Annotated in this window: 12 protein-coding genes; 3 read left to right on the top strand and 9 right to left on the bottom strand. The window is 64.1% G+C overall.

The window, feature by feature from the left end; genetic code table 11:
- Positions 1-5: 5 nt before the first annotated feature.
- The 9 genes from JQ591_RS28225 to JQ591_RS28185 form a co-directional block, all read right to left on the bottom strand.
- Entirely contained in the window at positions 6-1,097 is a 1,092-nt protein-coding gene (locus JQ591_RS28225) for a protein-glutamate methylesterase/protein-glutamine glutaminase (protein ID WP_211399274.1), read from the bottom strand.
- A gap of 16 nt (positions 1,098-1,113) precedes the next feature.
- Complete coding sequence (locus JQ591_RS28220) at positions 1,114-1,968, bottom strand: CheR family methyltransferase (protein WP_211399273.1); 855 nt, start codon at positions 1,966-1,968, stop codon at positions 1,114-1,116.
- A 137-nt stretch (positions 1,969-2,105) separates the two neighbouring features.
- Positions 2,106-3,908 (bottom strand): methyl-accepting chemotaxis protein, encoded by a 1,803-nt coding sequence (locus JQ591_RS28215; protein ID WP_211399272.1) that lies wholly within the window; start codon positions 3,906-3,908, stop codon positions 2,106-2,108.
- A 59-nt stretch (positions 3,909-3,967) separates the two neighbouring features.
- The gene (locus JQ591_RS28210; protein ID WP_211399271.1) at positions 3,968-4,450 is read right to left on the bottom strand and encodes a chemotaxis protein CheW; all 483 of its coding nucleotides are present in this window, start codon (positions 4,448-4,450) and stop codon (positions 3,968-3,970) included.
- 63 nt (positions 4,451-4,513) lie between these two features.
- Entirely contained in the window at positions 4,514-6,211 is a 1,698-nt protein-coding gene (locus tag JQ591_RS28205; RefSeq protein ID WP_211399270.1) for a methyl-accepting chemotaxis protein, read from the bottom strand.
- Between the two features lie 37 nt (positions 6,212-6,248).
- On the bottom strand, positions 6,249-6,710 hold the full coding sequence (locus JQ591_RS28200) for a chemotaxis protein CheW (RefSeq protein WP_211399269.1): 462 nt from the start codon (positions 6,708-6,710) through the stop codon (positions 6,249-6,251).
- Complete coding sequence (locus JQ591_RS28195) at positions 6,710-8,782, bottom strand: chemotaxis protein CheA (protein ID WP_211399268.1); 2,073 nt, start codon at positions 8,780-8,782, stop codon at positions 6,710-6,712. The genes JQ591_RS28200 and JQ591_RS28195 overlap by 1 nt, the downstream gene beginning before the upstream one ends.
- Positions 8,779-9,144, bottom strand: coding sequence for a response regulator (locus tag JQ591_RS28190; RefSeq protein ID WP_008142319.1), 366 nt, complete (start codon positions 9,142-9,144; stop codon positions 8,779-8,781). The genes JQ591_RS28195 and JQ591_RS28190 overlap by 4 nt, the downstream gene beginning before the upstream one ends.
- Positions 9,144-9,467: an STAS domain-containing protein gene (locus JQ591_RS28185; protein ID WP_211399267.1), complete on the bottom strand. Its 324-nt coding sequence runs from the start codon at positions 9,465-9,467 to the stop codon at positions 9,144-9,146. Before JQ591_RS28185 ends, JQ591_RS28190 begins: the two co-directional genes overlap by 1 nt.
- Before the next feature lie 267 nt (positions 9,468-9,734).
- On the opposite strand from JQ591_RS28185, the gene JQ591_RS28180 reads away from it, so the two are divergent.
- The 3 genes from JQ591_RS28180 (at position 9,735) to JQ591_RS28170 (ending at position 13,896) form a co-directional block, all read left to right on the top strand.
- Positions 9,735-10,874 (top strand): HD domain-containing phosphohydrolase, encoded by a 1,140-nt coding sequence (locus tag JQ591_RS28180; protein WP_211399266.1) that lies wholly within the window; start codon positions 9,735-9,737, stop codon positions 10,872-10,874.
- A 184-nt stretch (positions 10,875-11,058) separates the two neighbouring features.
- The gene (locus tag JQ591_RS28175; RefSeq protein ID WP_211399265.1) at positions 11,059-11,727 is read left to right on the top strand and encodes a hypothetical protein; all 669 of its coding nucleotides are present in this window, start codon (positions 11,059-11,061) and stop codon (positions 11,725-11,727) included.
- An 18-nt stretch (positions 11,728-11,745) separates the two neighbouring features.
- The gene (locus tag JQ591_RS28170; RefSeq protein ID WP_211399264.1) at positions 11,746-13,896 is read left to right on the top strand and encodes an adenylate/guanylate cyclase domain-containing protein; all 2,151 of its coding nucleotides are present in this window, start codon (positions 11,746-11,748) and stop codon (positions 13,894-13,896) included.
- Positions 13,897-13,946 lie beyond the last annotated feature (50 nt).

Raw genomic sequence — 13,946 nt, 5'->3', positions numbered from 1 at the left:
TGCGATCAACCTGTCAGCGCCGTATGCCCGGCCTGGTACCAGAGCATGATCTCGCGCGGGATATGATGCAGCGAGACGACCTTTTCGACACCGCCATGGGCAATGGCTTCCTTGGGCATGCCGAACACCACGCAGCTCTCCTCATCCTGCGCCCGTGTCGAGGCGCCGAGCTTGCGCATCTCCAGCATTCCGCGTGCGCCGTCGTCGCCCATGCCGGTCATGATCACACCAAGCGCGTTGGCGCCCGCATGCTGGGCCGCCGAGCGGAACAGCACGTCCACGGACGGGCGATGCCGCGACACCGGCGGGCCGTCCTTGATGGCGATCTGGTAGCGCAGGCCGATGCGCTGGAGCAGCATGTGACGGGCGCCCGGCGCGATATAGGCGCAGCCTGGCAGCACCGGCTCGCCGTCCTCGGCCTCCTTGACCCGGATCTGGCAGACGCTGTCGAGACGCCTGGCAAAGGCCGCGGTGAAGCCTGCCGGCATGTGCTGGACGATAACGATGGGCGGACAGTGCGGCGGTAGCATTTCGAGAACGTCGTTGAGCGCTTCGGTTCCGCCGGTCGAAGCACCGATGCACACGATGCGTTCGGTCGTCGGCCGGACCTTGCCCTGCACCGGGGGTGGAATGATGGCGTCCGCGGTGAGCTTCTTCTCGATCGTCCGCCGCTCCGAACGAGGGCGCACCCGCGCACGCGCTGCCGACTTCACGGCCTCGCGCAGCCGCGTGGAGCATTCGAGCAAAGCCTGCCGCGTGTCGATCTTCGGCTTCGGCACGATGTCGACGGCGCCCGCCTCGAACGCCTCGAACATCACGTCCGAGCCCTCCTCGGTCAGCGAGGAGCAGATGATCACGGGGATCGGACGCTGCGCCATGATCTTGCGCAGGAACGTCATGCCGTCCATGCGCGGCATTTCCAGGTCGAGGATCATGACATCGGGAATTTCGTTCTGGAGACGTCGCGCCGCCGCAAACGGATCCGACGCCGCTCCCATGACCTCGATGTCGGGATCGTCATTGAGGATCGTCTGCAGGATTTGGCGCACCGACGCCGAATCGTCCACGATCAGTACGCGAACTTTCTCCCTCGGCATTTTGGTTGCGCTCCGGCTAGACCTTGAAAATCGTCGGCTGAACTTGCTTCAGACCCGGCACTGCACTGTGAATCATCGATTCCGAATGCCCGACCAGCAGATAGCCGCCGGGCCGCAAATGGCTGCACAATTGCTCGATCACCTTGCGCTGCGTCTCGCGCTCGAAATAAATCAGGACGTTGCGGCAGAAGATGATGTCGACGTCGCGATCGACGGGATAGGACGCATCCATGAGGTTCATCCGCATGAAATGCACCATGCTCCGCAGTTCCGGCACCACCCGCACCTCGCCGCGCGACTTGTCCCGCGACGACAAGAAATACCGTTTCACGAAGGGTTCCGGCACCGGGGCTAGCACGTCGCGGGTGTAGATCGCGGCCTTGGCGAGGCGCAACACCGCGGTCGAGATGTCGGTCCCGAGGATACGGTACTGAAACCGCGAGCCGTTCCGCGTCATGTCGTCCAGCACCATGGCGGTGGTGTAGGCTTCCATGCCGGTGGAGCTCGCCGAGCTCCAGACCTTCAGGTTCGCGTTCTTCCGTCCATGCGATTTGAGCAAGGCTGGGATCGCGACCTCCCGCATAAAGGTGAAGTGCTGGGGCTCCCGGAAGAAGTCGGTCTTGTTGGTCGTCACCACGTCGATGAGATGGGTAAGCTCGGTGTCGAAATGATCCGCCTCGAACAGGTTATCAACATACTCGTTGAGATCGGAAAAGTTCAGCGCACGGACGCGTTTGTGCAGCCGCCCCTCCAGCATCAGCCGCTTGCCCTGCGGCAGCTTGATGCCGACCTGGCCCTCGATCAATTCGGCGATGGTCCGGAAGTGGCGGTCCGACAGATGGACGGCCGTATCCTGCACGGCGGGCATCATCGTTGCCTGCCCTCATCCGGGGTGGCCGCCTGCACTGAATGTCGGGCCGTACGGGCCATCTTGAATCCCACGCGTTTACACAATCAGTGGCGGCAGCTCGGCCCACCGGTAAGGATGGGCCGATCTCTTGACGGGTCTCAGCGCTGGAAATCGGCGTCCCGATCGTCCTCGCCGTCGTTCATGTCGAAGGCGAAGCCGCCGCCACCGGCCACCTTCATGGCGCGCGCCGGCTTGGCCTGCGGCTTCTTGGCCGGACGCTCGACGGCCGCCATCGTGACCGCCTTGGCGCGCAGCTGGTTGACGGCCCGGTCGATTGGCGCGGGCGCGTGACCCTTTCCGCCATGCTCGATGCGGAAGTAAGCGATGGTGGACTGAAGCTGCTCGGCCTGCGAGGCCAGCTCCTCGGAGGTCGAGGACACCTGCTCGGACGCGCTGGCGTTCTGCTGGCCGACCTTGTCGAGCTGCTGGATCGCCTGGTTGATCTGGGCTGAGCCAACGTCCTGCTCGCGGCAGGCCGCGGTGATTTCCTCGACGAGCTCGGCGGTCTTCTTGATGTCCGGAACGAGCTTGGCGAGCATATTGCCGGCTTCCTGCGCGACCTTGACGGTTTCGGTCGACAATGTGCCGATCTCGGCCGCCGCAGCCTGGCTGCGCTCGGCAAGCTTGCGCACTTCGGAGGCCACCACCGCAAAGCCCTTGCCGTGCTCGCCGGCGCGCGCAGCCTCGACCGCCGCATTGAGCGCGAGCAGGTCGGTCTGGCGTGCAATCTCCTGCACGATCGTGATCTTCTCGGCGATGGTCTGCATCGCATTGACGGCGCGCCCCACCGCGGCGCCGCTGGCCTCGGCGTCCTTGGCCGACTGCGCGGCGATTTTCTCGGTCTGGTTGGCGTTGTCGGCGTTCTGCTTCACGTTCGAAGCCATCTCCTCCATCGAGGAGGAAGCCTCTTCCGCTGACGAAGCCTGCTCGGTGGCGCCCTGCGACAACTGCTCGGCGCTGGCGGAGAGCTCCTGGCTGCCCGCGGAGACGTTCTGCGCCGCGGTCAAGGCCTCCGACACGATCTGACGGAGCTTTTCCACCATGCGCTCGAGTGCAAGGCCCAGCGTATCCTTCTCCGACAGCGGCTTGGCTTCGACCGTGAGATTGCCATGTGCGATCTCGTTGGCCACAGCCGCAGTCTGGTTCAGATTTACAGTCATCGCATTCAGCGACTTGATGAGATCCCCGATCTCGTCATTGCTAAAGGACTCGATCTTCTGGCTGAGATCGCCGATTGCCACCGCGTCCGCGAGGCTTACCGCATTGGAAAGCGACCGGCTGATGTTCAGCGCCATCCAGACGGCGGCACCTATAGCAATGACCAGCGATGCGAGGATCAGCGAGAGCAGAATGATGATGGCGCGGCCACCGTCGATTCTTGCCTGCTCGCTCTCGTCAGCCATCTGTTTCTTGACATAGGTGATGTAATCGCTCGCCGCGTTGAGTGCCGGCGTGGAGGCCTTCAGGCCCTCGGTCATGGACCGCTCGGTCGCCTTGGCCCTATCGTGCTTCGCCAACGCGAGCGTTTGATCCTGGACGTTGTTCGCATTTGCGTACGCGTTGGCGAACGTCTCGATCAGTTTCCTGCCGGTCTCGCTCGCACTGGCGTAGACCTCGTCCTTCACCTTCAAGGCGCGCTCGCGAAGCTGGGCGATCTGGCCGATAAACTTGTCCTGATCGGCATCGGCCGCCAGGATGGTGTTCTTTTCCGCTCGCACCTGAAGCAATACGGCTTCCTGAAGCTCGCCGACTTTCGCCAGCCGACCGGCCCTGGCCGACAGGTGCTCGGCGGTCGCGACCATGTCGTTCAACTTCATATAGGCGACGCCGCCGGCGACCATGGAGAGCAGGATGACGACGCCGAAGGCGCTGGCAAGCTTGGCTTTGACGGTGAATCTCATGTCGGTCTCGTTGGTTCGAATTGGGGTGCTACGCTTGGCCACGCTTCACTCTTGCAAACTCAGGCGGCGCGGGAGGCATCCGCGCTGCTGTCTTCCAGAATCTCATCGTTCGCCATCAACTTGGCGAGATCGAAGATGACGACAAATTTCTCGCCCTTGCGGCCGATGCCGGCTGCATAGTTTGACTGCCATTTGCCGCCGACCTCGGGGATTGGTTCGATCGCCTGCTCGTCGATGTCGGTGACCTCGAACACGCAGTCGGCGACGAAGCCGACGCCGACCAGACGATCCTTCATCGGCACGTCGAGGATGATGATGCGGGTCGCCTCGGTAGCCGCCACGCTCGGCAGGCCGAGCTTGGTTCGGAGATCGACGATCGGATAGCCGCTGCCGCGCACGTCGATCATGCCGAGCAGGAAATTCGGCGCATGCGGCAGGCGCGAGATCGGCCGCATGTCGAGGATTTCGCGGACGTTACGGATGCTGATGCCGAACGTTTCGCCGGCGAGCCCGAGCGTCAGATATTGCGAGGTTGCGGCCATGATTCAGTCCAGGGATCCCGGGTTTACGAATGAGCACGGTCCGGCACGAGCCGGACCGGTCGATCAGCGTTGGAAATCGGCGTCGCGGTCATCCTCGCCGTCATGCATATCGAAGGCGAAGCCGCCACCGCCAGCGACTTTCATCGCACGCGCCGGCTTGCGGACGGGCCCGGACTTCTTCGAGCCACGATCGGCCGCCGCCATGGTTGCGGCCTTGGCACGCAGCTGGCCAACTGCGCGGTCGATCGGCGCGGGTGCGGCTCTTTCATTGCGGGCGGCATGCTCGATCCGGAAGAAGGAGATCGTCGACTGAAGCTGCTCGGCCTGCGAGGCGAGCTCTTCCGATGTGGACGAGACCTGCTCCGAGGCGCTGGCGTTCTGCTGGCCCACCTTGTCGAGCTGTTGGATGGCCTGGTTGATCTGGGCCGAGCCGACGTCCTGCTCCCGGCAGGCCGCGGTGATCTCCTGAACCAGCTCGGCAGTCTTCTTGATGTCGGGGACGAGCTTCGACAGCATGCCGCCGGCTTCCTGGGCAACCTTCACGCTCTCCGTCGACAGCGTACCGATCTCCGCGGCCGCAGCCTGGCTGCGCTCGGCCAGCTTGCGCACTTCGGAGGCAACCACCGCAAAGCCCTTGCCGTGCTCGCCGGCGCGTGCGGCCTCGACCGCCGCGTTGAGGGCCAGCAGATCCGTCTGCCGCGCGATTTCCTGCACGATGGTGATCTTCTCGGCGATGGTCTGCATCGCGTTGACGGCGCGGCCCACCGCGACGCCGCTGGCTTCGGCATCCTTGGCCGACTGCGTGGCGATCTTCTCGGTCTGGTTGGCGTTGTCTGCGTTCTGCTTCACGTTCGAGGCCATCTCCTCCATCGAGGAAGAGGCTTCCTCGGCAGACGAAGCCTGCTCGGTCGCGCCCTGCGAGAGCTGCTCGGCGCTGGCGGAGAGCTCCTGGCTGCCGGCGGAGACGTTGTTTGCCGCGGTGAGGGCTTCCTCGACAACCTGCCGAAGCTTTTCGACCATCATGTTGAGCGATTTGACGAGATCGCCGATCTCGTCATTGCTGGAGACGTTGATCGTCTGGCTGAGGTCGCCGCCCGCCACCGCGCCGGCAAGGCCGACCGCACGATTGAGGCCACGGGCAATGCTGATGGAAATCCAGATCGCGGCGATCAGGCCGATGGCGAGCGATGCCAGCACGGCCGAGACCAGCAGGATATGGGCGCGGTTGCCGTCTTCGTGCGCCTGGGCCGACTGGTCGGCCATGTTCTTCTTGACGTTGGTGACATAGGCATTGGCGGCTTCCATCGCTTCGCCGACCGCCTTGCGAACCTCGGTCATCGAGCGCTCGGCGGCCTTCGCCTTGTCGCTCCGCGCGGTCTTGAGCGCGTCATCCTGGACTGCGTTCATCCGCGCATAAGCGGCGCCAAAATTCTCGATGAGCTTCTTGCCCTCGGGAGAGGCAACCGCGTGGATCTCTTCCTTCAGCTTCAGAAGCGTCTCGCGCTGCTTGGCGATGTCGCCGAGGAAGCGTTCGGCTTCACTTTCCGACGCGAGAATGAGGTTTTTCTCGGCGCGGACCTGGAACAGGATTCCCTTCTCGATTTCCGCCGCACGTTCCATCCGGCCGGCGCGCGAGACAAGGCTATCCGCAGTGTCGATCATCTCGCTCAGCTTCACATAAGCCAGGCCGCCCGCCGCCATCGAGAGCAACAGGACCACACCGAACGCGCTGGCAAGCTTTGCCTTGACCGTAAATCTCATTTCCAGCCCCTACCCAGTCTCGCCCCGAGACTTCATTTCAATTCAGAATGCGTTCCATGTTGGGAACGATGACGAACTCTTCACGCCATTTCGCAATGAAGCGGATGAACTCCGGCTTCCAGTGCATGCCGACGCGCGGCGTCTGCTGCACGTCGGTCTGCGATATTTCGGTGACCTCGTAGACCTTGTCGGCGGTCAGGCCGACCAGCACGGGCTCGCCGTCGAGCTCGAGCTCGATGACGACGATGCGCGTGTCGGCCGAATCGTCGAGCTGCGGCATGCCGAAGCGGATCCGCAAATCCGCGAGCGGAATGACGTTGCCGCGCACGTTGATGACGCTGGGAACGAAGGAACGTGCGCCTGCCACTTTGGTGACCGGCACGGGATCGATGATCTCGCGCACGAGGCCCGCGTCGAGCGCGAACTTCTCCTCACCGAGGCCGATCATCACGACCTGCATTGCGCCGGTCTGATGCTCGCCGGTCTGCATCTCGTTCATCACGCCGCCTCGCTGATGTGCTGCTTCTCGATCTTCGACTGCGCCAGCGCGACGAGCTGCGCGACGTCGAGGATCAGCGCCGCGGTGCCGTCGCCCAGAATGGTCGCACCGGAGAAGATCGTGACGTCCGAATGCAGCTTGGAGAGCGACTTGATCACGGTCTGGTGGTTGCCGATGATCTGGTCGACGACGAGTCCGACGCGGCTTTCGCCCGTCGAGATGATGATCGTCTTCTGATGGCGGTCGGGCGCCCCCGACGCGGTCATGATCTCGCGCAAGCGCAGGAACGGCACGAGGTTGCCGCGAACGTTGAGGAAGTTGCGGCCGCGGGAGCGCTCGTCATCGGCCGTCAGCTCGACGCATTCCTCCACCGCCGACAGCGGGATGATGTAGCGGCCTTCGCCGACGCGAATCAGCAGACCTTCGATGATCGCGAGCGTCAGCGGCAGGCGCAGCGTCACCGTGGTGCCCTGGCCCGGCCTGGTCGACAAATCGATCGTGCCGCGCATGTTCTCGATGGTGCGCTTGACCACGTCCATGCCGACGCCGCGGCCGGACAGCGCCGAGATGGTCTGCGCAGTCGAGAAGCCCGGGTGGAACAGGAACTGGTGAATTTCGTGATCGGTAAGCACCGCGCCGGCGGCGATCAGCCCCTGCTCCTCCGCTTTCGCACGGATGCGGGCGGTGTTGAGACCGCCGCCATTATCCTTCACGGTGACCAGCACCTGCGCGCCGGAATGAACCGCGGCGAGCTCGATCCGGCCCTGCTCGGTCTTGCCGTTGGCGGAGCGGGTAGCGGTATCCTCGATGCCGTGATCGATGGCGTTGCGGATCAAATGCACCAAGGGATCGGCGAGGCACTCGATCATGGTCTTGTCGAGCTCGGTATCCTCACCCGTGGTGACGAATTCGACCGGTTTTGACAGATCGCGCGACAGGTCATGGATCAGGCGGCGGAAGCGGCCGAACAGCGAGCCGATCGGCACCATGCGCGCGCCAATCGTGGTGTCGCGCAACGAGGAAGCGAGGCGCTCGATTTCCTCGGCGATCATCTTGATCGAGAGGTCGGAGCCGGAAGCGGCCAGCTGGGTCAGCCGCGCCTGGGCGATGACGAGTTCGCCAACCCGGTCCATCAGCTCGTCGAGACGCTCGGCCTGGACGCGAACGGTGGCGATGCCGCGATCGTCGCGCTTGGACTCAGGCTTCGGCTCCGGATTCGATTCAGATTTGGGTTCCGCCTTTGCGGCGGGCGGCGCGGCGACGGGCGCAGCAGCCTCGACCACCAGCGCACGCATTTCGGCCATCGGGACCGGCTCCTCGTCGAGCAGCTGGAATAGCGGCATCGGCGGAGGCGCTTCGATCTGCTCCAGCGGCGAAAGCGTCAGTTTCATCTCGTCCTGGACGAACATGAAGACGTCGTCGATCGCGTCCTTGTCGCAGGCCGCGTGCAGCTTGACGTCCCACTTCAGATAGCAGTCGTCCGGCTCGAGCTCGTCGAGGAACGGGATGCCGTCGGTAACGGGCACGACGAAGCAGGGGCCGAGCTTGCAGAGGTCTTCCAGCAGGTCGAGCGGGTTGGAGCCGTTGCGCAGGACGTGGGATTCGAATTCCAGATAGAGATGCCAGCCGGCCTGATTGCTCTCGCCGGGGGCCAGCGGCGGCGCCTCGGCGATCTCGGCGACCGGTGCAACAGGCTGGTCGGACGACACGAAGCGCCTGAGGTCGTCGAGGATGGCATCGCCGATGACGTCGTCGGTCGACTGGGGATCCTCGATCAGCGCGCGGATGTAGTCCTTGGCGGCGAGCGCGACCGAGATCAGCTCCTGCGTCGGCTTGATCTCGCCCTTGCGGACGCGGTCGAAGGCGGTCTCGAATTCGTGGGTGAAAGAGGCAACCTTGTCGAAGCCGAACATGGCGCCCGAGCCCTTGATCGTATGCAAGGCACGGAAGGCGGAATCGACCAGTTCACGGTCGTCGGGACGCAGGCCGAGATCGAGCAGAGCCCCTTCAAGAACTTCGAAGAGCTCGCTGGCTTCCTGACGAAAGATCTCGGTCGGGTCGATCGCGCTCATGCACGCACCAGCTTGCCGACGACGGCGAGCAGTTGCTCGGGCTTGAAGGGCTTGGTGATCCAGCCGGTGGCGCCGGCGCTCTTGGCTTCCTGCTTCACCGTGTCGTTGGATTCGGTGGTCAGGAACACGATGGGCATGCCGACCGCGCTCGGAAGCTTGCGGAGCGCCCGGATCAGCTCCAACCCGTTCATCACGGGCATATTGAGGTCGGTGATGACGAGGTCGAGCTTGCCGGCCTGGGCCTTGGCGAGCCCCTGCGCGCCGTCGCCGGCCTCGATCACGTTGTGACCGGCCGGCTCGAGCACGACCTTGATCATTTGCCGAATGCTGGGGGAATCGTCGACGGTCAGAATCGTGGCCATTAGACGCCATCTTTCTTTTGCGGGAAGTGCTGATCGATCATCGCCTCGCTGGCAAAGCCGGCGCGGCGAAGGGTGTTGCGCAGGGATTGAGAGAATGATGTGAGCACCACCGGGCGGCCCTGGGCCTCGCCCGTCCTGGCGGTCGACAGCAAAAGCTGGATCGAGGTCACGTCGGCCTTGTCGACGCTCGAACAGTCGATCTCGAGCCGCTCCTGGCGGCCGAACGCCTCGCGAATGAGCTCATAGACATTGCGAATGGCCGCGATGCTGCAATCGGCGGGCAATCGCAACGACCACTTCGGCTCCGTGGGATTGAGCGCCATCGCTGCCCGCCTTTGCTTGATTCCGATATTGTTTTTGACGTGAATCGAGTGAGCAAACCCCTAACGCAGTCCTCCGTACAACTACGGGTCACATTGCCGAGGACTTCGCGTAATTGCATGCGAACGGGCATAGCGTGCTGAAAGCTCATGCGATGAGCGCATATCCGTGGCACTGCATTCCGCGCGTGCGCATTTGCTCGGCGTTAAATTTCATCGGGTTATGGCTTGGCTTCGTGCCTTTGCCAGCGAAGAGAGCCCCGGCCGCCGATGCTGACCCAAGCGCTCCTGGTTGATGACAGCCGCTCCGTCCTCAACTTCCTGAAACGTCACATCGAGGCCGAAGGTCTGGTCGAGGCCACCACCTTCCTCGATCCCGTGGATGCGCTGGCCTGCGCACGCGAGCGCGTCTTCGACCTCGTGCTGGTCGACTACGAGATGCCGCATATGGACGGCATCAGCTTCATCCGCACCTTCCGCACCCTGCCCGGCTGCAGCGACATCCCGATCGCGATGATCACTTCGCGACAGACCGATGACGTCAAGATGGAAGCGCTGCAGGCCGGTGCAACCGATTTCCTGCCCAAGCAGCCGCAGAGCGTCGAAATGACGGTGCGCCTGCGGAATTTGATTCAGCTTGGTGCAGCCGTGCGCAAGCTCAACGATCGTGCGGCGCATCTGGCCAGCGAAGTCGCGGCAGCGACACGAAAGCTCGGCGAGCGCGAGGAGGAGATCATCCTGCGGCTCGCGCTTGCGGTCGAGTACCGCGACAACGACACCGGCGAGCACACGTTGCGGGTCGCCCGCTACAGCCGCGTCATCGCCGAGCAGCTCGGCCTGCCAGCCCGGCTCTGCCGCGACATTTATCTCGCCGCGCCGCTGCACGACGTCGGCAAGGTCGCCATTCCCGACAACATCCTGCTCAAGCCCGGCAAGCTGACCGACCAGGAGATGGCGGTGATCCGCACTCACGCGACGATCGGCGAGAAAATCCTGGCCGACTCCAGCTGCGAGCTGATCCAGCTCGGCGCGCAAATTGCCGCAGGACATCACGAGCGCTGGGACGGCGCGGGCTATCCGAACGGCCTCAGGGGGGACGAGATTCCCGTCGCCGCGCGCGTGGTCGCGGTCGCCGACGTCTTCGACGCCCTGACGACGCGACGGCCGTATAAAGAGCCGATGCCGCTGGACGTGGCGCGCAACTATCTGGTCGACAACCAGGGCCGGCAGTTCGACCCGGCCTGTGTCGAGGCCTTCCTGTCGCGCTGGGAGGCAGTGGTGGAGATCGCCGCCGGTCAGCAGACGACGCCATATCAGAAGACCGAGGCCACGCCCGCTCCCATGGCAGAGGCTGCCGCGGAGAGCCGTCCGGTCGAGGACCGTTTGCCTGAGGCGGTCCCGGCCGCCTGACATTATCCATCCGGCCAACAACTTGCGTCGGCTCTGTTTTCTCCGATCGCCGGTTTGAACCTCTTCCTGATAAGGTGCACCAATATCTAAGAGTGATTTTGGTCACACTTGACTGGACGCTGCGCTGCTAAGCATCAAACCAGGACGGGGACCGGTAATACGTCGGTCGAATAGGATGATTCCCATGAGAAGCCTGATCGGCGCCGTTGTCGGCGTGTTCTGTCTTGCGGTCCCCGCCTTGGCGGAGACCCCCGCCGCCATCGTCGAGGACGTGCAAGGCAAGGTCGACGGCATCGCGTTCATGGACTACGTGGCGCCGGGCAAGATCATCAAGCTCGGGCCAAAGGCGAGCATTACGCTTAGCTATCTCAAATCCTGCCAGCGCGAGATCATCAGCGAAGGCGTCGTCCTGGTCGGCGCCGAGCAGAGCACCGTGCAGCTCGGCGAGGTCAAGCGGGAAAAGGTGCCCTGCGATACCAATGCGGCCAAACTGTCGGAGCGCGAGGCGAACCAGAGTGCCGCAACGACCTTCCGCACCATGCGCTCGGACGCCAAGGGCGCGCCAGCCAAGCTGCCGACGCTCTACGGCGTCGCGCCACTGGTGCAGGCCAAGAGCGGCAGCACCCTGGTGATCGAACGCACCGATGGCAAGGAACCCACGATCAGCATCCCGCTGAAGAATGACATCATGATCGGCGGAAAATTCTACGACTTTGCCAAGGCCGGGAAGTCGCTGACCCCGGGCGGCAGCTATCTCGCCATTCTCGGCGCAAAGCGCTACGCCTTCCAGGTCGATGCCGGCGCCACGTCATCGCCGACGCCGATCGTCGGCCGCCTGCTGCGGCTCGAATAGGCGGCCTGCGTCGAGGCGATGCGGCGGATCGGCAGGCGGGACCTCGTTGCGGCGATCCTGATCGCGCTCGTTACGGGCGCGGTCTTCACGTCCCCGCCGCTTGGCACGCTGCAAGGTCTCTCGCTCGACCTCCTCACGGCGCTGCGCGGCAAGATCGTCGGCGACCGCCAGGATCCCGCGACATCGCCGGTCGTCGTCGTTGCCATCGACGGTGAGACCTACGACACGCCGCCGTTCAAGGGCTCGCCGACGCAGACCTGGACGCGCGAGATCGGCCGCGTGCTCGGGAGCATCACCGACGGCGGTGCCAAGGTGATCGGATTCGACGTGATCTTTCCAAGCTCGATCGAGCAATCGGAAATCCCGTTTGGCGACGCGCCGCTCGGCGCCCGCATGAAGGGATTTGACCGGGATTACCTGATCGCGCTGCGGCAACTCTCCGACACCGGCAAGCTGGTGCTCGGCGAGATCCTGAGCAACGAACACCAGGAGAGGCCCGATCGCGCGCAGCAACTGGCGGTGAGAAACAATATCCGCGCCCTGAACGTCCATACCGACACCGACGACGTGATCCGGCGGATGCCGCTGAGCTTTTCCATCGACGGCAAGCCGGTCCCCACGATGGCGGTCGAGCTCGCCGCGCGCGCGCTCGGCGGAAAGCCCGGGATTGCACCGTCCGGTGCGACCGAATTGTCCGGTTATGCAATTCCGAGCGCGGTGCCGAATACACTTACGCTCAATTTTCGAGGGCTGGGCCGCGACATTCCGACTTTCTCCTTCGCCGATCTGCGAGCCTGCGTCGAAAAAGGCGACCGCGATTTCTTCCGCCGCGCCTTCGAGGGCAAGGTCGTGCTGCTCGGCACCGCCCTGAATTTCGAGGACCGCAAGCTCACCTCGATGCGACTGTCCGGCGGACATGACGGAACGCCGGGGCCACGATGCGCCCAGCCCGCCCCGGCAAGCACCGCGCAAAAGGCCCGCAGCGACATCGCCGGTGTCTTCGTGCATGCCACCGTCGTCCGCAACCTGATCGAGCGCGATGCCGTGACCGAGATCGGCTTTCCGCTGCGGACCATTCTCACGATCGCCTTCGCAGGGATCATCGCCTGCGCGGCCTGCATGCTCGCACCAGGTGGCGCCGTGATCGCATGGATCGCTCTCACCGCCGCCTATGCGGCCGTGACCGTCGGTGCGTTCGTTCACGCACTGGCGCTGCCGCTGACGGAGCCGGCACTCGCAAGTCTTGCCGCGCTCGCGATGATGATCGGCTACCGTTTCGTGCTGGCCGATCGTGACGAGCGTTTCCTGCGCAAGAGCTTTGCGTTCTATCTCGCCCCCGAAGTGATCGACACCATGGTTGCCTCCGGCAAGATGCCGGCGCTCGGCGGCGAAATGCGCAACGTCACCATGTTCTTCTCCGACCTGAGCGGCTTCTCCTCCATCGCCGAGACGATGACGCCGGGCGAACTGGTGACGCTGATGAACGAATATCTGTCGGCCATGACCGACATCATCGAGAGCCATGGCGGCTATGTCGACAAATATATCGGCGATTCCATCGTCGCCATGTTCGGTGCGCCCGCCGACGATCCCGCGCATGCGCGCCACGCCGTCCATGCCGCGCTGAAATGTCACGAAAAGCTGGCGGAGCTCAACGCCGGCAGCGCCGCCTTCGCCGGCCGCGGCCTGTCGCACCGCATCGGGCTCAACAGCGGCGAGGCCGTGGTCGGCAATATCGGCTCCCGCCGCCGCTTCAACTACACCGTGATGAGCGACACCGTGAACGTCGCCTCACGGCTCGAAGGCGCCAACAAATACTATGGCACCGCAATCATGGCCTCGGAGTCGACGATGGCCCAGACCGGCGACAGCTTCGCCTGGCGTGAACTCGATGCGATCCGGGTGCTGGGGCGTGGCGAGGCGATCAGGGTGTTCGAGCCGCTCGCGGACATAGACGCGGAGAGCGCCGGGCAGAAAGAGGTGGCCGCGGCTTACGCGGAAGGGCTGGCCTGCTGGCGGGCACGGGAGTTCGCGAAGGCGGCTGACGCGTTCGAGGGCGTAGCGAAGACTGATCCACCATCGTCCAAGTTCGCGAACCGCGCGAGAGCGCTCACCGAAAATCCTCCCCTGCCAGACTGGACGCCGGTCAATACGCTGGAAGGGAAATAACGGTCTTCACTCAGCACGACGGCTTCCCTCACCCTCGTGGGAGAGGGGGC

The organism is Bradyrhizobium canariense (assembly GCF_018130465.1).
Classification (GTDB): domain Bacteria; phylum Pseudomonadota; class Alphaproteobacteria; order Rhizobiales; family Xanthobacteraceae; genus Bradyrhizobium; species Bradyrhizobium canariense_C.
The sequence above is the reverse complement of the archived record's forward strand: the minus strand, read 5'-3'. Positions and strand labels throughout refer to the sequence as shown.